Source organism: Stenotrophomonas maltophilia R551-3 (assembly GCF_000020665.1).
GTDB classification, from domain to species: domain Bacteria; phylum Pseudomonadota; class Gammaproteobacteria; order Xanthomonadales; family Xanthomonadaceae; genus Stenotrophomonas; species Stenotrophomonas maltophilia_L.
Window position 1 is genome coordinate 4,165,255 of record NC_011071.1, and the last position, 19,314, is coordinate 4,184,568.

General features: G+C 66.3%; 22 protein-coding genes and 2 tRNA genes. 12 read left to right on the forward strand and 12 right to left on the reverse strand.

Annotated elements, in window-relative coordinates; all coding sequences use genetic code 11:
• Nucleotides 1-31 precede the first annotated feature (31 nt).
• The 5 genes from SMAL_RS18755 (at nt 32) to SMAL_RS18775 (ending at nt 4,065) form a co-directional block, all read left to right on the forward strand.
• Complete coding sequence (locus SMAL_RS18755) at nt 32-826, forward strand: SDR family NAD(P)-dependent oxidoreductase (RefSeq protein WP_012512301.1); 795 nt, start codon at nt 32-34, stop codon at nt 824-826.
• 97 nt (nt 827-923) lie between these two features.
• Nucleotides 924-2,813: an MFS transporter gene (locus tag SMAL_RS18760; protein WP_012512302.1), complete on the forward strand. Its 1,890-nt coding sequence runs from the start codon at nt 924-926 to the stop codon at nt 2,811-2,813.
• Between the two features lie 182 nt (nt 2,814-2,995).
• Nucleotides 2,996-3,283, forward strand: a complete 288-nt coding sequence (locus SMAL_RS18765; protein WP_012512303.1) for a CD225/dispanin family protein — start codon at nt 2,996-2,998, stop codon at nt 3,281-3,283.
• Nucleotides 3,284-3,317: 34 nt separating this feature from the next.
• Nucleotides 3,318-3,596: a CD225/dispanin family protein gene (locus tag SMAL_RS18770; protein WP_005411298.1), complete on the forward strand. Its 279-nt coding sequence runs from the start codon at nt 3,318-3,320 to the stop codon at nt 3,594-3,596.
• A gap of 43 nt (nt 3,597-3,639) precedes the next feature.
• Entirely contained in the window at nt 3,640-4,065 is a 426-nt protein-coding gene (locus tag SMAL_RS18775; protein ID WP_006473646.1) for a DUF2752 domain-containing protein, read from the forward strand.
• A 474-nt stretch (nt 4,066-4,539) separates the two neighbouring features.
• Here SMAL_RS18775 and ampE read toward each other — a convergent pair whose 3' ends face one another.
• The 5 genes from ampE to SMAL_RS18800 form a co-directional block, all read right to left on the reverse strand.
• Nucleotides 4,540-5,427 carry a regulatory signaling modulator protein AmpE gene (gene ampE / locus SMAL_RS18780; RefSeq protein ID WP_006398758.1) on the reverse strand — a complete coding sequence of 296 codons (888 nt, stop codon included), beginning with the start codon at nt 5,425-5,427 and terminating at the stop codon, nt 4,540-4,542.
• Between the two features lie 146 nt (nt 5,428-5,573).
• Nucleotides 5,574-6,479, reverse strand: a complete 906-nt coding sequence (nudC, locus tag SMAL_RS18785; RefSeq protein WP_006398759.1) for an NAD(+) diphosphatase — start codon at nt 6,477-6,479, stop codon at nt 5,574-5,576.
• Nucleotides 6,480-6,597: 118 nt separating this feature from the next.
• Nucleotides 6,598-6,990: an iron-sulfur cluster insertion protein ErpA gene (gene erpA, locus SMAL_RS18790; RefSeq protein WP_012512304.1), complete on the reverse strand. Its 393-nt coding sequence runs from the start codon at nt 6,988-6,990 to the stop codon at nt 6,598-6,600.
• 31 nt (nt 6,991-7,021) lie between these two features.
• Nucleotides 7,022-7,486 (reverse strand): bactofilin family protein, encoded by a 465-nt coding sequence (locus tag SMAL_RS18795; RefSeq protein ID WP_006398829.1) that lies wholly within the window; start codon nt 7,484-7,486, stop codon nt 7,022-7,024.
• 4 nt (nt 7,487-7,490) lie between these two features.
• The gene (locus SMAL_RS18800) at nt 7,491-8,234 is read right to left on the reverse strand and encodes a DUF6776 family protein (RefSeq protein WP_012512305.1); all 744 of its coding nucleotides are present in this window, start codon (nt 8,232-8,234) and stop codon (nt 7,491-7,493) included.
• Nucleotides 8,235-8,413: 179 nt separating this feature from the next.
• On the opposite strand from SMAL_RS18800, the gene SMAL_RS18805 reads away from it, so the two are divergent.
• From SMAL_RS18805 to SMAL_RS18815, 3 genes are read left to right on the forward strand one after another with little or no spacing between them, the layout of a single operon-like run.
• Nucleotides 8,414-9,031: a DUF4126 domain-containing protein gene (locus SMAL_RS18805; protein WP_006398831.1), complete on the forward strand. Its 618-nt coding sequence runs from the start codon at nt 8,414-8,416 to the stop codon at nt 9,029-9,031.
• Between the two features lie 44 nt (nt 9,032-9,075).
• Complete coding sequence (locus tag SMAL_RS18810) at nt 9,076-10,962, forward strand: EAL domain-containing protein (protein WP_006398832.1); 1,887 nt, start codon at nt 9,076-9,078, stop codon at nt 10,960-10,962.
• Nucleotide 10,963: 1 nt separating this feature from the next.
• Nucleotides 10,964-13,180 (forward strand): ATP-binding protein, encoded by a 2,217-nt coding sequence (locus SMAL_RS18815; protein WP_012512306.1) that lies wholly within the window; start codon nt 10,964-10,966, stop codon nt 13,178-13,180.
• Nucleotides 13,181-13,238: 58 nt separating this feature from the next.
• Here the strand turns inward: SMAL_RS18815 and bfr are convergent, their stop codons facing one another.
• The 3 genes from bfr to SMAL_RS18830 form a co-directional block, all read right to left on the reverse strand.
• Entirely contained in the window at nt 13,239-13,709 is a 471-nt protein-coding gene (bfr, locus tag SMAL_RS18820; protein ID WP_005419804.1) for a bacterioferritin, read from the reverse strand.
• A gap of 144 nt (nt 13,710-13,853) precedes the next feature.
• On the reverse strand, nt 13,854-14,063 hold the full coding sequence (locus SMAL_RS18825) for a (2Fe-2S)-binding protein (protein ID WP_012512307.1): 210 nt from the start codon (nt 14,061-14,063) through the stop codon (nt 13,854-13,856).
• 108 nt (nt 14,064-14,171) lie between these two features.
• Nucleotides 14,172-14,792 carry an RNA pyrophosphohydrolase gene (locus SMAL_RS18830; protein ID WP_012512308.1) on the reverse strand — a complete coding sequence of 207 codons (621 nt, stop codon included), beginning with the start codon at nt 14,790-14,792 and terminating at the stop codon, nt 14,172-14,174.
• Between the two features lie 120 nt (nt 14,793-14,912).
• Here SMAL_RS18830 and SMAL_RS18835 point away from each other — a divergent pair.
• A tRNA-Met gene (locus SMAL_RS18835) sits at nt 14,913-14,989 on the forward strand.
• 58 nt (nt 14,990-15,047) lie between these two features.
• Nucleotides 15,048-15,121 (forward strand) — tRNA-Gln (locus tag SMAL_RS18840).
• 291 nt (nt 15,122-15,412) lie between these two features.
• Here the strand turns inward: SMAL_RS18840 and rpsI are convergent.
• Nucleotides 15,413-15,805 (reverse strand): 30S ribosomal protein S9, encoded by a 393-nt coding sequence (rpsI, locus tag SMAL_RS18845; protein ID WP_005411311.1) that lies wholly within the window; start codon nt 15,803-15,805, stop codon nt 15,413-15,415.
• Nucleotides 15,806-15,807: 2 nt separating this feature from the next.
• Nucleotides 15,808-16,236, reverse strand: coding sequence for a 50S ribosomal protein L13 (gene rplM, locus SMAL_RS18850; protein ID WP_006398837.1), 429 nt, complete (start codon nt 16,234-16,236; stop codon nt 15,808-15,810).
• Nucleotides 16,237-16,432: 196 nt separating this feature from the next.
• On the opposite strand from rplM, the gene coq7 reads away from it, so the two are divergent.
• Complete coding sequence (gene coq7 / locus SMAL_RS18855) at nt 16,433-17,077, forward strand: 2-polyprenyl-3-methyl-6-methoxy-1,4-benzoquinone monooxygenase (protein WP_012512309.1); 645 nt, start codon at nt 16,433-16,435, stop codon at nt 17,075-17,077.
• 97 nt (nt 17,078-17,174) lie between these two features.
• Here coq7 and SMAL_RS18860 read toward each other — a convergent pair whose 3' ends face one another.
• Nucleotides 17,175-17,495 (reverse strand): DMT family transporter, encoded by a 321-nt coding sequence (locus tag SMAL_RS18860; RefSeq protein ID WP_005411314.1) that lies wholly within the window; start codon nt 17,493-17,495, stop codon nt 17,175-17,177.
• 167 nt (nt 17,496-17,662) lie between these two features.
• Nucleotides 17,663-18,457, reverse strand: a complete 795-nt coding sequence (gene speD / locus SMAL_RS18865; RefSeq protein ID WP_006473908.1) for an adenosylmethionine decarboxylase — start codon at nt 18,455-18,457, stop codon at nt 17,663-17,665.
• A 149-nt stretch (nt 18,458-18,606) separates the two neighbouring features.
• Here speD and crp point away from each other — a divergent pair, with 149 nt between their 5' ends.
• The gene (crp, locus tag SMAL_RS18870; protein ID WP_010482649.1) at nt 18,607-19,296 is read left to right on the forward strand and encodes a cAMP-activated global transcriptional regulator CRP; all 690 of its coding nucleotides are present in this window, start codon (nt 18,607-18,609) and stop codon (nt 19,294-19,296) included.
• Nucleotides 19,297-19,314: the final 18 nt, after the last annotated feature.

Sequence of the window (19,314 nt, forward strand, 5' to 3'; positions counted from 1 at the left end):
TACTGGGCGATCCCCTGCCCCGGATTCCTCCATGAAGATCGAACTCACCGGCCGTACCGCGCTGGTCACCGCCTCCACCGCAGGCATCGGCCTGGCGATTGCCCAGGGACTGGCCGTCGCCGGAGCGCGGGTCATCCTCAATGGCCGCAGCACCGACAGCGTCGAGCGCGCCCGCCAGCGCCTGCTCGACGCCGTTCCAGGCGCCGATGTGCTTGGCGTGGCAGCCGACCTGTCCGATGCGGCCGGTGTCGATACGCTGCTGGCCGGCTTGCCCAAGGTCGACATCCTGGTCAACAACGCCGGCATCTTCGGCCCCGAGGACTTCTTCGAAACCAACGACGCGACCTGGGAGCGCTACTGGCAGACCAACGTGATGTCCGGCGTGCGCCTGTCGCGGGCGCTGCTGCCGGCGATGGTTGATGCCGGCTGGGGCCGCGTGCTGTTCATCTCCTCCGAGTCGGCCCGCAACATTCCCGCCGACATGATCCATTACGGGGTCAGCAAGACCGCGCAGCTGTCGCTGTCGCGCGGCCTGGCCAAGCGCGTGGCCGGCAGTGGGGTCACCGTCAACGCGGTGCTGCCCGGACCCACCCTGTCCGATGGTTTCGCGGCGATGTTCGAAGATGAACGCCAGCGCAGTGGCAAGCCACTGGAGCAGATCGGCCGCGAGTTCGTGATGGCGCACCGGCCGTCTTCGCTGATCCAGCGCACCGCCACGGTCGAGGAAGTGGCCAACATGGTGGTGTACCTGGCCTCGCCGCAGGCTTCGGCCACCTCCGGTGCAGCGCTGCGCGTGGATGGCGGCGTGGTCGACGATATCGTCTGAGGCCTTTCAAAGTGTGCGGACCAACGGTCCGCACCCACAGGTCCGCACCCACAGCGGATAGGCAGGAATGCTAGGCTGCGCCGGTCAAGGAGGCTCCATGTCCGGTCACAACCAGTTCGCCCTGCTGCGCCAGCGCCGTTTCCTGCCGTTCTTCGTCGTGCAGGCGCTCGGTGCGTTCAACGACAACGTGTACCGGCAGGCGATCATCAGCATGTTGCTGTTCATGGCCGTGCCGGAGGAAGAACTGGGGCTGTACGCCACGCTGGCACCGGCCATCTTCATCCTGCCGTACTTCCTGTTCTCGGCACTGGCCGGGCAGATCGCCGACAAACTGGAAAAATCGCGGCTGATCGTGATCACCACCAGCATGGAGATCGTGATCATGTCGCTGGCGGCCACCGGGTTCCTCACCCAGAGCCTGCCGGTGCTGCTGATCGCGCTGTTCTGTACCGGCATGCAGTCGACGTTGTTCGGCCCGGTGAAGTACTCGGTGCTGCCGTCGGTGCTGAAGCCCGAAGAGCTGACCGGCGGCAACGGCCTGGTCGAGATGGGCACCTCGATGTCGATCCTCTCCGGCATGATCGTCGGCGGCCTGGTGTTCACCGTGGCCGGCAGCCACGGTACGGTGGTGGCGGCGTGCGCGATCATCGCGCTGGCGATCTGCGGCAACATCGCCGCGCGGCTGATTCCCAAGGTCGATGCTGGCGACCCGAACCTGAAGATCAACTGGAACCCACTGCCGGAATCGCTGGCGGTGCTGCGCATGGCGCGTCAGCAGAAGGCAGTGCGCAACGCGATCCTGGGCGTGTCCTGGTTCTGGTTCGTCGGCACCGTGCTGACCTCGCAGCTGCCGGCCTATGCGGTGACCAACCTCGGCGGCGAACCGACCCTGTACATCTTCGCCCTGGCCCTGTTCTCGGTCGGCACCGGCGTTGGCTCCCTGCTGTGCGAGAAGCTGTCGGCGCGGACGGTGGAAATCGGCCTGGTGCCGCTCGGTGCGTTCGGCATGACCGCGTTCCTGCTCGACCTGTACTTCGCCCGCAGCGGCGAGGCGACCGTGCACGGGCTGGCCATCGGCCCGTTCCTGCAGCAGCCTGGCAGCATCCGTATCGTCATCGACCTGATCGGCATCGGCTTGTTCACCGGCATCTTCGTGGTGCCGCTGTTCGCGCTGATCCAGAGCCGCACGCCGAAGGCGCAGATGTCACGCGTGTTCGCCGCGCTGAACATCCAGAACTCCGGCTTCATCGTCGGCGCCGCGTTGCTGTCACTGGCTGCGCACAAGCTGCTGCACTGGACCATTCCGCAGCAGTTCCTGGCGCTGGCCATCGCCAATGCACTGGTGGCGATCTACATCTTCACCATCGTCCCCGAATTCCTGATGCGCTTCCTCAGCTGGGTGATGGTGCGCACGCTGTACCGGCTGCGCCCGCACGGCATCGAGGCCAACGTACCCGACGAAGGCGCCGCGCTGCTGGTCTGCAACCATGTCAGCTACATGGACGCGCTGATCCTGTCGGCGACGATCCCGCGCCCGGTGCGCTTCGTCATGTACTACAAGATCTTCAACATTCCGGTGATGCGCTGGATCTTCCGGACCGCCAAGGCGATCCCGATCGCCGGCGCGCGCGAGGACCCGGCGCTGATGCAGCGCGCGTTCGACGAAATCGACGCGGCGCTGGCCGAAGGCGAGCTGGTGTGCATCTTCCCCGAGGGCGCGCTGACCCGTGACGGGCAGATGGCACCGTTCAAGTCCGGGGTGGAGAAGATCCTCGAACGGCGGCCGGTGCCGGTGGTGCCGATGGCGCTGCGCGGCATGTGGTCGAGCATGTGGAGCCGACGTGATACCCGGCTGGGCCGCATGCGCGTACCGCGCCGTTTCCGCGCCACCATCGAAGTGGTCGCGGCGCCGGCGGTGGATGGCCACACCACCTCCGCCCCGGTGCTGGATGCCCAGGTGCGGGCCCTGCGCGGCGATCACGCCTGACGAGATAGGCCCGCCGCGCGGGCGCGGCAAACTCCCCCACATACGTCACCGTCCAGTGGCGTACGCGACATGCCGTGACTGTAAACGCATACATGCAACGCCGGTTGCGGTAGATTACGCACCCACAGGGGGGAGGTCCGGCCGATTCATCACGGCCGGCCACCAAGGAATGGAGTCTCGCTTTGAATCAACCACCACCGCTCAGCCGTCCGGTCTACATCCCCAACCACTTGGTCTGGGCGATCCTGACGACGCTGTTCTGCTGCCTGCCGTTGGGCGTGGTGTCGATCGTCTATGCCTCCCAGGTCGATGGCCGCCGCGCGGCTGGCGACCTCCCGGGGGCCTACAGCGCGTCGCGCAAGGCGGGCTGGTGGGCGGTGGCTTCGGCCGTGTCCCTGCCGGTCCTGTTGCTGTTGTGGTTCGGGCTGTTCGGCGGCTTGGCCGTACTGGGCGCTCTTTCCGACCAATGATTCACCACCACCACCCATCAAGGAGCTTGAACCCATGAATACTGCTACTCCGCAGGTCCCGAACAACCTGGTCTGGGCCATCCTGACCACCCTGTTCTGCTGCCTGCCGGCCGGCATCGTGTCGATCGTCTACGCCGCACAGGTCAACGGCAAGCTGGCTGCTGGCGACATTGCCGGTGCCCAGGACTCCGCTGCCAAGGCCAAGAAGTGGGCCATCTGGTCGGCCATCGCCTGGGCCGTGCTGGTCGTGCTGTACGTGCTGTTCTTCGTTGTGCTCGGCGGCATGGGCGCGATGAGCAACAGCGGCTACTGATACGCCTGGACGGATCCGGCGCCTGCGCCGGATCCGTTGTTGCATGTCCGCGCTTCCCGCTCGTTCCCGACTCGCCCGCTGGGCACCGCTGCTGGTCTCCGCCGGCCTGGCCGTGGGTGCCACGGTGGTGCTGCGCAACGTCAATCCGTATGTCGCCGGCAATCCCCTGCCGAGCTGCCCGCTGTACGCGCTGACCGGCCTGTACTGCCCGGGCTGTGGCAGCACCCGCTGCCTGTATTCGCTGGTCCATTTCGACCTGCCCGGCGCGATGGCGATGAACCCGCTGCTGGTCATCAGCCTGCCGTTCCTGTTGCTGATGCTGCTGAACATCGCCGGCATCCGCCCCCGTGTGCTCGACCCGCTGATGCGGGTACTGGCCAATCCCGTGTTCTGGCTCTGGGTGCTGCCCGGGTATGCGCTGCTGCGCAACCTGCCGTGGGCACCGTTCACTGCGCTGGCACCGATCTAGGTTTCCAGCCAACGGCGCAGCCCCTCGTGGTGGGCGACGTTTGTCGATCATGGGGTTGGCCGGGCGGGATGGGTTTGCGGGGGACGCCGTGAATCCGTCCGTGGAGGCTTGGCCGCGGCATCCATGCCGCGGACACCCCCGCAAACCCATCCCGCCCGGCCACGGACAGTTTCCGTGCGCGTCCACCACGGGAAAGAAAGAGAAGATCAAAAGCGAAAGCGGATCGCTTCGCTGCGCTTGCTCGGAGCCGAGCATGGCTCGGCTCTACAGAACAACCGTCACCGGGAAACTGTCGGGGGTGGGGCGGTGTGGGGCTGCAGGACCGTTGGCGCCATGGATGGCGCCATCGAGCCCCCAAGGACGGGTTTACGGCGTGTCCTGCAGCCCCACACCGCCCCGCCCAACCATCAGCAATCCAGAGCTGCTGTTGCTGTTGCTTCTGCAGGTGCAGGGCTGCAAGCCCTGCAAAAGCCACTACGTCACCCAGCCTGCAATCACCAGCAGGGCGAGGATCGCCAGCCACAGCAGCAGCATCCGCCACACCAGGCTCATCGCATCACGCAGGTCCGGCAGCCGCTGCCATACCGGCAACAATCCCGCCTCGGTGTAATCGTGCGCGTCCTCGCGCAGCTCAGCATTGACACTGGCCCGCGCCACCGCGCCGAGGAAGCCGATGTCACCGGCCAGGCGTTCGCCATGGGCCTGGCGCCAGGCCTTCCACGCCGTATCGAAGTTGCCCACCAGCGCCATCGAGAACGCCATCAGCTGCGCCACCGGCCACTCGATCCAGCCCAGCAGGCGCTGCGCCAGCGCCAGCGGCTCCACCGGCACGCGGGCGCGCATCGGGCTTTCCGCCATCAGTGCCAGCAACCGGTAGCCCAGCGCACCGGCCGGGCCCAGCAGCAGGAACCAGAACAGCACCGCGAACCAGCGCCGCAGCGCGTTGAGTACGGTCGCCTCGACCAGTGACGGAATGTCCTCACGCAGGCTGCCACCGGCCGCCTGCAGGTTGCGTACCGCGGCCTGGCGCGTCGCCGCGTCATCGGCATCGATGATCGCTTCGATATCACGGTCCAGGTCGCGCGGGCCCCAGCACCACGCCAGCACCGCCACGCCCAGCAGCAGCGATGGCAGGCCGAACAGCACGCCGCGCAGCAGCCACGCCAGCAGCGCCATCAGCAACAGCGGCGGCAGCAGCGCCAGGGCGACGCCTGCCGGCCCCTGCCAGGCCTTGCCACCCCGCGCGTCCAGCCAGCCCAGCCAGCGCCGGAAGCCGTCGAAACGGCGCAGCGAAGCGGCAGCGGCCGGGGCCACATGGCCCAGGGCCAGTGCTACCAGCACGGCGGCCAGAGTGGTGAACATGGCAGGTCTCCCTACGAAACAGAACGCTAGGCGTCGCTACCTTACCTGTCGCAGCGACGCCTCCCGCGGTGGATCGCACTGTAACCCGAGGCGTGTTCAGGTGGCGGCAATGCTGGCATCAGCGCAAGCCTTGCAGCCCCTCGCCATCAGCCCCGCTGCTGGCGGTACCAGTGCTCGATCAGGCCCCGCGAAATCGAGATCGGCGGCGACAGGCGGATGCCCTGGCCATCGTCCTCGACATCACGTGCCAGTGCCGCGCCGACCTCGTCGGCACTGAACCAGCGCGCATCTTCCAGCTCTCCGTCCACGGTCGGCAGGTCATCCTGCGCCTGTGCACGGAAGCCGATCATCAGCGCGCCCGGGAACGGCCACGGCTGCGAACCGAGGTATTGGCAGGCACTCACCCGCACCTTGCTCTCCTCGTGTACTTCGCGCACTACGGTCTGTTCGAAGGTCTCGCCGGGTTCGACGAAGCCGGCCAGCACCGAGTAACGGCGCGGTGCCCAGTTCGACTGCCGGCCCAGCAGCAGCCGGCCCTGGTTCTCCACCGCCACGATCACCGCCGGGTCGACCCGCGGGTAGTGCTCGGTGGAACACTGCGCGCAGCGGCCGACGAAGCCGCCACGGGAGAACGCCACGGCCCCGCCGCACACGCCGCAGAAGCGGGTGCGCGAATGCCAGTAGGACATGCCGCGGGCGTAGCTGAAGGCGGTCGCATCGGCCATCGACCACAGCAGCGCGGCTTGGCGCAGGTCGAGCCGGCGCGGCGCGGCAACAGTAACGCTGGCGGCTTCGACCGAGAACCAGGCCTGCTCGCCGCGCAGGCCGAGGAAGACTGCGGCACCGGGACCACCGCCGATGTCGGCGCCGGTCAGCGCCAGTGGCTGGTCGTCATCGCCGGTGAAGGCGGTACCGTCCTGATCGAGCACGAGGATGCGCGCGCCCGGCCACAGGCGCGCCAGTGCATCGGCATCGTCGCGCAGGGCATCGGCGCGCTCCAGCGGTTCGCCCACGAAGGCGAAACCGGAAAGCGGCGAAGAAGTATTGGGCATCCGACAAGCGTGCCGTCAATCGATGCGGGTGGCAAGCCGCAGGCTTTGCGGAAACCAGCTGTGGGGTGGAGCTTGCTCCCCACACCTTGTCGCGCAGGGGGCAGGCCCCGCGCCCTGCTTACATGCTGAAGCTGCTGCCGCAGCCGCAGGTGGTCTTGGCGTTCGGGTTGCGGATCACGAACTGGGCACCGGTCAGGCTCTCGGTGTAATCCACTTCGGCGCCCATCAGGTACTGCAGGCTCAGCGGGTCGACCAGCAGGGTCACCCCGCTGGTCTGCACCGCAAGATCGTCCTCGGCACGGTTCTCGTCGAACTCGAACCCATACTGGAAGCCCGAACAGCCACCGCCTTCGATATACACGCGCAGGGCCAGGTCGAGGTTGCCCTCTTCCTGGATCAGGGATTTGACCTTGGCGGCCGCCGACTCGGTGAAGTTCAGCGGGCGCTCCAGCGACTGGTAATCGGGCGCGGCAACCGGGGTGGCGCCGGGCAGGGAGACTAGCGTGCTCATGGCCTCAGCATGGGGGTGCCGACGATGGCTTTCAAGCCATCGCCTCGGCCAGCTTGCGGCGCGCGGCGGTGTCACCCTTGCCGCCATTGGCCTCATCACCTTCCGGGGCCGGCAGGGCCGCCATCGGGGCGCTGGCATGGATCAGGCGGCCGTTCAGCTGGGCACCCGCATTCATCTCCACCACCTGGTAATGGACATTGCCGTTGACCCGCGCGCTCGGGGTCAGTTCGACTTTCTCGGTAGCATGCACGTCACCGTCGAGGCGACCGCTGATGACGACCACCTGGGCACGGATCTCACCCTCGATCACGCCATGCTCGGCGACCGTCAGGGTCGCGCCACTGGCACCTTCGGCGGCGATCACCTTGCCATGGATGCGGCCTTCCACGTAGAGCCCGCCACTGAATTCCACATCACCGCGGATCACCACCTGGTTGCCGATCAGGGCATCCACCACCAGCTGGCCTTCACGGTTGGATTTGCTGCTTCCGAACATCTGCCTACTCCCCTTTGGCGGCCGGCGCACCGGCCTGTTTCCAGTCGAATACCTGGGTGGTGCCCCCCGCACCACTCCCCAATGTCACCCGCACGCGTTGCGGGGTGAAGTCAGCCGGCAGCATCACGCTGCCGCTGATCTGCTGGAAGTACCGGAACGAGTAATCCTGTCCCGGCACCTTGCTGCGCTGGTGCAGATCATCCCAGCTGATCGTGGCCAGCTTGCCGTTCTTCACGCCTTCCACGGTGAAACGCATCTGCCCCTGGCTGATGGCACCGCGGTTGAGATTCTGGGTCAGCACGGCGGTGTACTGCCAAGTGCCGGCCGCTTCCGGGCTGAACTCGATGGAATGGGTGTTCAGGCCCTTGCGCTGGCTGGTTGAACCCACCAGGCGCTCGTAGAAGGCGACGTCGGCGCGCAGGCCGGCGATTTCTTCGTCACGCTCGGCCAGCGAGGACTGCACCTCGGTGTTGGCGGCGCGGCTGATGCGGTCGGAGGCTTCCAGCGTGGCCTGTTTCTGGCGCAGCTCGGTCAGCTGCGTCTGCAGGCCCTCGGCACGCTTCTCGGCGGCCTGCAGGCGCTGGCCCTGCGCATCGCGCGGCGTGGCCATCCAGCAGCCACCCAGCGCGGCCAGCACCAGGCTGAGCAGCCAGATGCCACCGATCACCAGCAGGCGGCGACGGTCCATCGGCGGTTGCGGCGCGCCGGGCAGGCGCACCTGCACGCGCATGGGAGGGCGGTTGTTCATGGGTGGTTTCCGGGGCATCGCGAGGGCGACACCGATACGGCCCCTGTGGCAAACGACGGGCTAGTGTATGACAGGACAGGTGGGTTTCCTGCGCAGGGAGCGGCGGCGGTCTGTGGCGTTCAGGCACGCCATCACCGATAGTGTGGCCCCCTGCACAGTTCCGCCGCCGGAGCATCGCCATGACCGAAGCCCACCTGTTCGTGATCGGCATCCTGCTGGCCTGGCTGGCCGGTATCCGTGTCTACCTCACCGTGTTCGGCGTCGGCCTGGCCGGCCTGCTCGGCTGGGTCGATCTCCCACCCGCCCTGCAGGCCACTGAGTCATGGTGGGTGCTGGGCACCTCGGCGGCGCTGGCCGTGGCCGAGTTCTTCGCCGACAAGATTCCCGGCGTGGACTCGGCCTGGGACCTGGTGCAGACACTCGCGCGCGTGCCTGCCGGCGCCTTCCTCGCCGCCGCCACGCTGTCGCCCGATGGGCAGCTGGGCACCGGCGCGCTTGCTGCCGGCGCCGGTGTCGCGTTGGCCAGCCATGGCCTGAAGGCCGGCACCCGCGCGTTGCTCAATACCTCGCCGGAACCAGCCAGCAACTGGGTTGCCTCCGCTGCCGAAGACACCGTGGTGATCGGTGGCCTGGCCCTGGCCCTGGCACACCCGTGGATCGCGCTGATCGTGGTGCTGGCCTGCAGCCTGGCCGGTGCCCTGCTGGTGTGGATGGTCTGGCGCACCTTGTGGAAAGGCGTGCGCTGGCTGGCGCGCGGCGTCTCCGCAGACGGTCCGCGACAGCCCGGCACCGGTTGAACGTCGGGCTTGTCGCATAATGGACGCGAACACCAGGAGCACCGATGGCCGCAAACGAATCCCCCGCGGGCGCCCGCCCGGGACGCGCTGAAACCCCTCCGGCCGATCATTGGCAACGCTGGGCCGCTGACCCGGCAAGCGCGGTCGTAGTGGCACCGGCGGCAACGCCGTCGTTGGCCACAGTCGACACGCCGGCGACGATCGGCAGCGCACCGCCGCCGCTGCCCGGCCCGGGCGCACTGGCTGAAGCAGGCAACAACGACCAGGCACCGCCGCCCTCCGATTCGCCCTACCGCGTGCTGATCGTCGAGGATGACCGCGCCCAGGCCCTGTTCGCGCAGAGCGTGCTGCACGGTGCCGGGATGCAGGCGATCGTGCACAGCGATGCCGATGGCGCGCTGCAGGCCATCAAGGAACATCGCCCCGATCTGATCCTGATGGACCTGCACCTGCCCGGCCTGGACGGCATGCGCCTGACCGCGCTGATCCGCCAGCAGCCTGGCCTGCAGCTGCTGCCAATCGTGTTCCTCAGTGGCGATCCGGACCCGGAGCGCCAGTTCGAGGTGCTCGACAGTGGTGCCGATGACTACCTGAGCAAGCCGATCCGCCCCCGCCACCTGATCGCGGCGGTGGCCAACCGCATCCGCCGCGCACGTGCCCAGGCCGCGACCCTGCCCGGTGCTACCGGCGCACCGGCCACCAGCAATCCGGAAACCGGCCTGCCGACCCGCCACCACGTGCTGCAGCAGCTCAACACCGCGCTCGCCCACCGCGACCACGGGGGCGTGTTCTTCATTGAAGTGGCCAGCGCGCTGGGCCTGCGCGAGCGCTACGGCTATGCCGCGTTCGAGCGCCTGATGGTGCAGGCCGGGCAGCGCCTGGCTGAGGCCGGTCATCCGCACCTGCTGGCGCGCTTGAACGACAATAGTTTCCTGCTGCTGGCCCGCAGTGCTGACGAAGACAGCCTCGAAGGCATCGCCGCGACCCTGCGCGAGCAGTTGTCGGCGCGGGCCTTCGTGATCCGCGACGACGAATCGGTGCACCTGCGCGGCGTGGTCGGTTACGCGCCGATGTCGCCGGGCTTCGACGATGCCAACAGCGCGCTGGAAGCGGTCGAACGCACCACCCTGCAGGCGCGGCTGCTCAGCGCCGGCGTCGCCGGCCATGTGCATCGCCAGGCGATCACCGAACAGGAACACCTGGCCCTGCTGGAAGGCCAGCTGGAACTGGCGTACCAGCCGATCGTCGCCGTCGCCGGTGGCAACACCGCGCAGTACCAGCTGCTGCTGCGCCTGCGCCAGGCCGATGGCACGGTACTGGCTGCCGGCCAGGTGATTCCGGCTGCGGAAGCGGCAGGCCGCATCGCTGATCTCGACCAGCAGGTGATGGACCATGCGCTGGGCCTGCTCGATCTGTACCGGCATGCCACACAACCGTTGAACCTGTTCGTCTCGCAGTCACTGCGTACCCTGCAGCGCGATGCCTTCGCCGACTGGCTGCTGGAATCGCTGCAGCGGCGCGACCTGCCCGGTAGTGCGCTGGTGATCGACGTACGCCTGCCCGACGCGTTGATCCACACCGTGCCACTGCAGCAGTTCTGCCAGCGCATGGCCGGCGCCGGCGTGCGTTTCTGCCTGAGCCAGTTCGAACCCAGTGCCGACGCCGATGCGTTGCTGACCCAGCTGCCGCTGTCGTTCGTGCGCATGGCCGCGCGCTTCTCCAGCAGCCATGCCAACCCGGCCACCCGCGAAGAACTGCGCAGGGCGATCGAGCAGGCGCATGCCGCCGGCCTGCAGATCATCGGGCAGCAGATCGAAGACCCGCAGGCCGCCGCCGCGATGTGGGTCGGTGGCGTCGACTACATCCAGGGCAACATGGTGCAGTCGGCCGGCAGTGACCTGAACTTCGACTTCCACAACGCGGTGCTCTGACGTGCCGCTGTGGGGCGCGCTGCTGGTTGCCCTTGCTGCGGCCGCCATCGTGCTGCTGATGGGCCTGCGCCTGCGCACGCGCAACCGTGCGCTGGCCAGCCTGCAGCGCGAGCGCAGCGTACTGGCCAGCGAGCGCGACCAGCTGCGCCGCACCACCGAACGCCAGGGCCAGCTGGAACAGCAGCTGCTGCAGGCCAAGCAGGCCGCCGAAGCGGCGGTGCTGGCCAAGGGCGAGTTCCTGGCCACGATGAGCCATGAGATCCGCACGCCGCTCAACGGCATCCTGCCGATGCTGGAGCTGATCGCACGTGGACCGCTGGGCGAGGACCAGCGACAGATGCTGGCCACCGCCTCGGCCAGCTCGCAGCAGCTGCTGCGCATCGTCGACGACATCCTCGATTACTCGCGCCTGGAAGCGCAGGCGCTGGAACTGGAGATCACCAGCTTCAACCTGCGCGAGCTGCTCGATGGCGTGGTGCAGCTGATGCAGCGCGCCGCCGATTCGAAGGGCCTGGTACTGGGCCTGCAGCTGGACCCGTCGGTACGGCTGCCAGTGCGTGGTGACCCGGTGCGCCTGCGCCAGGTGCTGAGCAACCTGCTTGCGAACGCGATCAAGTTCACCGCGCGTGGCCAGGTGCAGCTGCGCGTGCAGCGGCTGGGCGAAGGTGCCGCGCAACACCAGCTGCGCTTCGAGATCACCGATACCGGCATCGGTATCGACCAGGCACTACAGGCGCGACTGTTCCAGTCCTTCAGCCAGGCCGATGCCTCGACTACCCGCATCTATGGTGGCACCGGCCTGGGCCTCGCCATCTGCAAGCGCATCATCGACCTGATGCAGGGCCGCATCGGCGTGCAGTCCACGCCGGGCCAGGGCGCCACGTTCTGGTTCGAGATTCCGCTGCTGAAGGTACCCGGCGATCTGCCCGCGATGGCGCGCACACCCGCAGCGCTGCTGTTGTTCAGTGCCGATGCCACGCTGCAGGCACGCGTCGAGCGCGTCGCGGCCCACCATGGCCTGCAGGTTCAGCCGCTGCCGCAACTGGATGCACTGGTCGAACGCCTGCGCGCGGTGCCGCGCCCTGGCCGGCAGGCACCTGCCTGGCTGCTGGTTGATGCACGTGCGCGCCGCAACGGCGAGGTGACGCTGCAGCGGGCATTGGCCGAACGTGGCGAGGACGACGCACTGCGGGTGCTGTGGCTGCAGGATGAGGCGCTTTCGCCGCACCCGCGCCAGCACCAGCTGCCCGCCCATTTCGACGATGCCGCCCTGCATGCGCTGCTGGCCGTTCCGGTGGCGCATGCGCGCCCGGCTGCGCTGCTGGCCAACGCGGAAGACGGGCAACCGGCTGCGGCGTTGCCGCCGCTGCACCTGCGCGTGCTGCTGGTGGAAGACAACACGGTCAACCGCATGGTGGCCGAACAGCTGCTGCGGGTATTCCAGTGCGAGGTGCGCAACGCCAGCGATGGCGAACAGGCACTGCTCGCGCTGCGCGAGGGCGGCGTGGACGTGGTGCTGATGGACTGCCAGATGCCGGTGCTGGATGGCTACGCCGCCACCCGCCAGTGGCGCGCCGAGGAAATGGAAGCCGGTCGCCCGCGGTTGCCGATCATCGCGATGACCGCCAATGCCATGGCCGGTGACCGCGAACGCTGCCTGCAGGCCGGTATGGATGACTACCTGTCCAAGCCGATCGCGCGCGCCACGTTGCATGCGCTGTTGCAGCGCTGGGGGGGCGGTAGAGCTGCATCACCTGCACGGCCTTCTGTAGAGCCGAGCCATGCTCGGCTGACGGCCAATAGCAGTCGCGCTCCATCAGCCGAGCATGGCTCGGCTCTACAAGACGATGACAGCCGGGTCGGCTCCAAGCCACAGCCGGTGCTTGACCGCGGTGTTCTGGACGAACTGCACGCGGTGATCGGCGATGCCGCGCTCCAGATCGTCGCGGTGTTCCTGGAAGATGCACCCGCAATGGTGCAGCAGCTGCAGCAGGCCGCGCAGAACGGCGACGAGCCGCGCCTGCAGGCGCTCGCGCACACCCTGAAATCATCCAGTGCGAATGTGGGCGTGTTGTCGCTGTCGGCGGTCGCGCAGCGCATCGAGCAGGAAGCCCGTGCCGGCAGCCTGCAGCGCCCCGCCGTGGCGGTGGCGCTGCTGGTTGCGGAATTCGCCCGCGCGCGCGTGGCGCTGACGGGCTACCTGGCACAGCATCGGTAGCGTCGAGCTTGCTCGACCGTCGCCATGCTGATCACAGTCGAGCAAGCTCGACGCCAGGTCACTCTTCCAGCTTGCTCAGCAGGTACTTCGGCTCACCGATACGCTCGATCAGGTCAAGCTGGGTTTCCAGCCAGTCAATGTGCTCTTCCTCCGAATCGAGGATCTTCACGAACAGCTGGCGGCTGACGTAGTCGCCGACTGAATCGGAATAGGCCACGGCCTCGCGCAGGGTGACCACGCCGTCGCGTTCCAGCGACAGGTCGCACTGCAGGATCTCGGTCGGGTTCTCGCCGATGCGAAGCTTGCCCAGCGCCTGGAAGTTCGGCAGGCCTTCGAGGAACAGGATGCGGTCGGCGAGCATGTCGGCATGCTTCATCTCGTCGATCGATTCCTTGTACTCGTGTTCGGCCAGTTCCTTGATGCCCCAGTTCTTCAGCATCTTGGCGTGCAGGAAGTACTGGTTGATCGCGGTCAGCTCGTTGTAGAGGACCTTGTTGAGGAATTCGATGACCTTGGTGTCGCCCTTCATGGGGGTGCTCCTGCGCGCTGAAAACGCAGGCACTTTAGCGCCTTGCGCGCGCCGGTGAAGGAACGCGAATCGTGCGCATTGGCCTGTGCGGCACGCAGTGAAGGAAACGAATGCGCGGCGTCAATGCGCCGCGAAAGAAGTCGCTCAGGCGACCTGTGCCAGGCCGAGCACCGGCAACGGCAGGTCGTGGGTGGCGTGCGCCTTGGCCAGCAGCTCGCCGGCCATGTCCAGGCAGGAACCGCAGGTGGCGCCACAGCCGGTACGCATGGTCAGCTCGGCCACCGACGTGACGCCATGGCTGGCGGCTTCGCGGATCTGGTGGTCGGTGACTCCGTTGCAGATGCAGACGTACACAGGCGTGAACCGGGCTGACAGGCCAGAGGCGGCCTGTTGGCTATTCCAATGGAAACGAGAATGGTTGTCAATCAGAGACCTGAACCATTCTCGATACCGTTCAGCAGTTTACGTCGGCGGGACGTCGCCCTGCGCCTTCTTCGGCCAGTAGCCGCGGCTGCGCGGACGCTTTCGCGGGCGATCGTGGCCAGCCGTGTGGCCAGGCATCCAGGCCTCGGCAGCGCTCTTGGGCATGGCCGTGACGCCCTGCCCGGCCACCCCCTGGGCCAGCGGAGCCAGATGTCGCAAAGCACGTGCGTAGACGCCGCGCTTGAACATCACCACGTGCTCCACCGGGTACCAGAAATCCACCCATCGCCAGTGGTCGAACTCCGGCGAGTCGGTGTGGTCCAGGCACACATGGGATTCGTCACCGGTCAGGCGCAGCAGGAACCAGACCTGCTTCTGGCCGATGCAGACCTGCCGCTCGTTGCGGCGGATGGCCCGCGCCGGCAGCTTGTAGCGCAGCCAGCCGGGCGTTGCCCCGAGCACTTCCACGTGCTCAGGCAGCAGGCCGGTCTCTTCCTGCAGTTCACGATACATGGCCTCGACAGGCGTCTCGTCGGTATTCATGCCACCCTGCGGGAACTGCCAACCGTCCCGGCGCACGCGTCGTGCCCAGAACACCTGGCCGTCCTGCCGCATCAGCACAATGCCGACGTTCGGTCGATAGCCGTCCGGATCGATCACGATGCGGACTCCTAAAAAATCTACTGGTTGGGACTATCCCATGCCGTCTGTCGGCCTACAAGCACGACACAAAAGTGTTGACAGGGTCGATACACATCAGCAGAATAGCGGGCTCACCAAGGCTATGTAGCTCAGCCGGTTAGAGCACAGCACTCATAATGCTGGGGTCGGTGGTTCGAGTCCACCCATAGCCACCACACTGAAATTCAAGTTGTTTTTCAGTGTGAAGAGTGAGAAAATAGTTACACGTTACATTGCCCCTTAGCCAAGCGGTAAGGCACCTGACTCTGACTCAGGCATCGGTGGTTCGAATCCATCAGGGGCAGCCAAATTAAAAGCAAAAGGCCAGATCGAAAGATCTGGCCTTTTGCTTTTAATTTGGTCGCGCATTCCACCTTATCCCCGCACCTGTCGGCGCGCCCCCTTGAACAACAAGGGGGCTCCTCTCCAGAGATAGATTCGGGGTCGGATCCTTTTCCAAAGGAAAGGGCTCTGACCCCACCCCATCTGGCCGGCAACCTCGAAATGCATACCCCCAGAACGACAAAAGCCCGGCCGAAGCCGGGCTTTTGCTTTTCCAACCAGCGGGCCCCCGAAGGAGCCCAACCAGGCACGGTAGATCAGCGCTTGGAGAACTGGGTGGCGCGACGGGCCTTATGCAGACCGACCTTCTTACGCTCGACTTCACGGGCGTCACGGGTCATGAAGCCAGCCTTGCGCAGCTCGGACTTCAGGGTTTCGTCGTACTCGACCAGCGCACGGGCGATGCCCAGACGGATCGCACCGGCCTGGCCGGTGGTGCCGCCGCCAGCGGCGGTGACCAGGATGTCGAAGCTTTCGGTGTTCTTGGTCAGCTCGAGCGGCTGGCGCACGATCATGCGCGCGGTCTCACGACCGAAGAACTCGTCCAGCGGACGGCCATTGACGGTGATGTTGCCCGAACCCTTGCGCAGGAACACGCGAGCGGTGGAGGACTTGCGGCGGCCAGTGCCGTAGTTTTGAGTGATAGCCATGATTAGATATCCAGAACCTGCGGCTGCTGTGCGGCGTGCGGATGCTCAGTGCCGGCGTAGACCTTGAGCTTGCGGTACATCTGGCGACCCAGCGGGCCCTTCGGCAGCATGCCCTTGACGGCGGTCTCGATCACGCGCTCCGGGTGACGCTCCAGCGCCTGAGCCAGGGACTCGGTCTTCAGGTTGCCGATGTAGCCGGTGAAACGGTGATACATCTTGTCCTGCAGCTTCTTGCCGGTGACGACAATCTTTTCTGCATTGATGACGACCAGGTAGTCGCCGGTATCAACGTGCGGGGTGTAGACCGGCTTGTGCTTGCCACGCAGACGGCGGGCCAGCTCGGTGCAGAGACGGCCCAGGGTCTTGCCCTCGGCGTCGACGAGGTACCAGTCGCGCTGGACGGTCTCGTTCTTGGCAGTGAAAGTGCTCATGAAGAACTCTAGTTAGGTCGGGCTCATTGCGGCGAAGGACTCACCGGAACTCTGCCACGCGTTGTGAAAGATGAAGCGTAAGAGGCGGGATTGTACGCAGGTCAAGCCCCCGGTGCAAGCTGCCCCCAGCCGCGGGTTGGCAGGGGGTCGGGGCCGGGCGAGAATCGCGGGGTCTTCCGCCCCATCGCGTACCGCCATGACCGTGCTCCGCCAGACCACCCCGCTGGACCATCTGCTGACCCAGGCGCAACGAGCCCTGGACACGGTCTTCGGCAATCCGCCGGCGGCCCGCCCCTACCCGGCCGCGGATACCGACGAGCCGGGCATGGACAGCGCCGAGCGCCGCCACGCGGCCGGCCTGATGCGGATCAACCACGTGGGCGAAGTCTGCGCACAGGGCCTGTACTTCGGCCAGGCCGCCGTGGCCCGCGACCCGGCCACGCGCGAACACCTGCTGGAAGCGGCACAGGAAGAAACCGACCACCTGGCGTGGTGCGCCACCCGGCTGGGCGAGCTGGACAGCCGCCCAAGCCTGTTCAACCCGCTGTGGTATGCCGGCAGCTACACCATCGGCACCCTGGCCGGGCTGCGCGGCGACGGCTGGAACCTGGGCTTCGTGGTCGAGACCGAGCGCCAGGTGGAGGCCCATCTGGACGAACACCTGGTCGACCTGCCCCCAGGCGACCTGCGCAGCCGCGCGGTCATCAAGGTGATGAAGGACGACGAGGCTCGCCACGCGGAGCACGCCGAGCAGGCCGGCGCACGCCGCCTGCCGTTCCCGATTCCGGGCGCGATGGCGCTGGCCTCCAAAGTGATGAAGACCATCGCTTACCGCATTTGACCGGGGCGCCCCCACCAACGGTGGGGGCCTACCCAAGGGCACGATGGGCCCCGACGGTGGGCCCCGACGGTGGGGCCCGACCGTTGGTCGGGCCGCCTTAGTTCGGCGAGACCAGCTTCAGGCCGATCACACCCGCCACGATCAGGCCCACGCAGGCCAGGCGTGCCGGCGACGCGCTGTCGTTGAACAGGTAGATGCCCAGCACCGCCACGCCCATGGCGCCGATGCCGGTCCAGATCGCATAGGCCGTGCCGACCGGGATGCTCTTCATCGCCTGGCTCATCAGGTACAGGCTGATCAGCGCGGACACCACCGTGGCGGCGGTGGGCAGGGGTTTGCTGAAGCCTTCGGAGTACTTCATTCCGAGGGCGAAACCGATCTCGAACAGGCCGGCCAGCAGCAGGTAGATCCAGGGCATGGGTGGGGGCTCCTTACCTTTTTTGAAAAAACGAAACGGCCCGGTGTTTTCACACCGGGCCGTGGGTCGGTACATCACCGTGGAACTATACAGTGCGCAAAGCGCAGGTTCCACGGGGCGGGTCGTCCCGCCTGGGCAGCGATGCCTGCCGGCATCGCGCATGGGGCTTACTCGGACAGGTTCCGGCCGTGGAACAGCTCTTCGATCTCGCGCTTGAGCAGCGCTTCGATCTTCATGCGTTCCTTGAACGACAGGTTCTTGGCCTTCTCCTCGAACAGGTACTGGTCCAGGTCGAAGTCCTTCAGGTGCATCTTCGTGTGGAAGATGTTTTCCTGGTAGACGTTGACGTCGAACATCTCGTAACGCGACTTGATGTTCTTGGCCAGGAAGTTCTGGATCGAGTTGATCTTGTGGTCGATGTAGTGCTTCTTGCCCTTCACATCGCGGGTGAAGCCACGCACGCGGTAGTCCATGATCACGATGTCCGATTCCAGACTCTCGATCAGGTAGTTCAGCGCCTTCAGCGGCGAAATGACGCCACAGGTAGCCACATCGATGTCGGCGCGGAAGGTCGCGATACCTTCCTGCGGGTGCGTTTCCGGATAGGTGTGCACGGTGATGTGCGACTTGTCCATGTGCGCGACCACGGCATCGGAGATAAGCTCCTTGCCGGCCTGCTTCTTGTCGATCACCGGTTCTTCGGAGATCAGGATCGTCACCGAGGCACCCTGCGGATCGTAATCCTGGCGGGCCACGTTGAGGATGTTGGCGCCGATGATCTCAGCGACATCGGTCAAGATTTGAGTCAGCCTGTCGGCGTTGTACTCTTCATCGATGTATTCAATGTAACGCTGACGCTCCTCTTCGGTGCGCGCGTAACACACGTCATAGATGTTGAAGCTCAGCGCCTTGGTGAGGTTGTTGAAACCCTGCAGCCTCAGGCGAGGCAACGGCTTGACCACGGCGGTCGATTCCTGTGTAAGAAGGGAAAGGGTGAATTATGGGGCAAACTGTCCCCGGGGGGAACGTGAAGACCGCTCACATCTGGCACACTGTTTGCCCTTAACAATTGCGCTGGTTAAGCTCCGCTATCGACCCCGTGAATCCGTTCATGCGCAGAGGGAGCGCTCCTATCGTGTCAACCGTGCGCCTAGCTAGCAGTCCACTGGCCCTGGATATCGCCACAATCGATCGTTTCCTGGCGCACAGCCACAGGCGGCGATACCCCACCCGTACCGACGTCTTCCGACCCGGTGACCCGGCGGGAACCCTGTATTACGTCATCAGCGGCTCGGTTTCGATCATGGCCGAGGAAGATGACGATCGCGAGCTGGTGCTGGGCTACTTCGGTGCCGGCGAGTTCGTCGGCGAGATGGGCCTGTTCGTTGAATCGGACCGCCGCGAGGTGATCCTGCGGACCCGTACCGCCTGCGAGCTGGCCGAAATCAGCTACGAACGCCTGCACCAGCTGTTCCTCGGCCCGCTGTCGGCCGATGCCCCGCGCCTGCTGTACGCGCTGGGCCAGCAGATCTCCAAGCGCCTGCTCGACACCAGCCGCAAGGCCAGTCGCCTGGCGTTCCTGGACGTCACTGACCGGATCGTGCGCACCCTGCACGACCTGGCACAGGAGCCGGAGGCGATGAGCCACCCGCAGGGCAGCCAGCTGCGCGTCTCGCGGCAGGAACTGGCCCGTCTGGTGGGTTGCTCGCGCGAAATGGCTGGCCGCGTGCTGAAGAAGCTGCAGACCGACGGCCTGCTGCATGCACGTGGCAAGACCGTGGTGCTGTACGGCACCCGTTGATCGTTGAGCATTCGCCGG

Bases quoted from the DNA above. Each gene is read 5' to 3' on its own strand.
- SMAL_RS18755 (WP_012512301.1), top strand. From the start codon at position 32: ATGAAGATCGAACTCACCGGCCGTACCGCGCTGGTCACCGCCTCCACC.
- SMAL_RS18760 (WP_012512302.1), top strand. From the start codon at position 924: ATGTCCGGTCACAACCAGTTCGCCCTGCTGCGCCAGCGCCGTTTCCTG.
- SMAL_RS18770 (WP_005411298.1), top strand. From the start codon at position 3,318: ATGAATACTGCTACTCCGCAGGTCCCGAACAACCTGGTCTGGGCCATC.
- SMAL_RS18775 (WP_006473646.1), top strand. From the start codon at position 3,640: ATGTCCGCGCTTCCCGCTCGTTCCCGACTCGCCCGCTGGGCACCGCTG.
- ampE (WP_006398758.1), bottom strand. From the start codon at position 5,427: ATGTTCACCACTCTGGCCGCCGTGCTGGTAGCACTGGCCCTGGGCCAT.
- nudC (WP_006398759.1), bottom strand. From the start codon at position 6,479: ATGCCCAATACTTCTTCGCCGCTTTCCGGTTTCGCCTTCGTGGGCGAA.
- erpA (WP_012512304.1), bottom strand. From the start codon at position 6,990: ATGAGCACGCTAGTCTCCCTGCCCGGCGCCACCCCGGTTGCCGCGCCC.
- SMAL_RS18795 (WP_006398829.1), bottom strand. From the start codon at position 7,486: ATGTTCGGAAGCAGCAAATCCAACCGTGAAGGCCAGCTGGTGGTGGAT.
- SMAL_RS18800 (WP_012512305.1), bottom strand. From the start codon at position 8,234: ATGAACAACCGCCCTCCCATGCGCGTGCAGGTGCGCCTGCCCGGCGCG.
- SMAL_RS18805 (WP_006398831.1), top strand. From the start codon at position 8,414: ATGACCGAAGCCCACCTGTTCGTGATCGGCATCCTGCTGGCCTGGCTG.
- SMAL_RS18810 (WP_006398832.1), top strand. From the start codon at position 9,076: ATGGCCGCAAACGAATCCCCCGCGGGCGCCCGCCCGGGACGCGCTGAA.
- bfr (WP_005419804.1), bottom strand. From the start codon at position 13,709: ATGAAGGGCGACACCAAGGTCATCGAATTCCTCAACAAGGTCCTCTAC.
- rpsI (WP_005411311.1), bottom strand. From the start codon at position 15,805: ATGGCTATCACTCAAAACTACGGCACTGGCCGCCGCAAGTCCTCCACC.
- rplM (WP_006398837.1), bottom strand. From the start codon at position 16,236: ATGAGCACTTTCACTGCCAAGAACGAGACCGTCCAGCGCGACTGGTAC.
- coq7 (WP_012512309.1), top strand. From the start codon at position 16,433: ATGACCGTGCTCCGCCAGACCACCCCGCTGGACCATCTGCTGACCCAG.
- SMAL_RS18860 (WP_005411314.1), bottom strand. From the start codon at position 17,495: ATGCCCTGGATCTACCTGCTGCTGGCCGGCCTGTTCGAGATCGGTTTC.
- crp (WP_010482649.1), top strand. From the start codon at position 18,607: ATGCGCAGAGGGAGCGCTCCTATCGTGTCAACCGTGCGCCTAGCTAGC.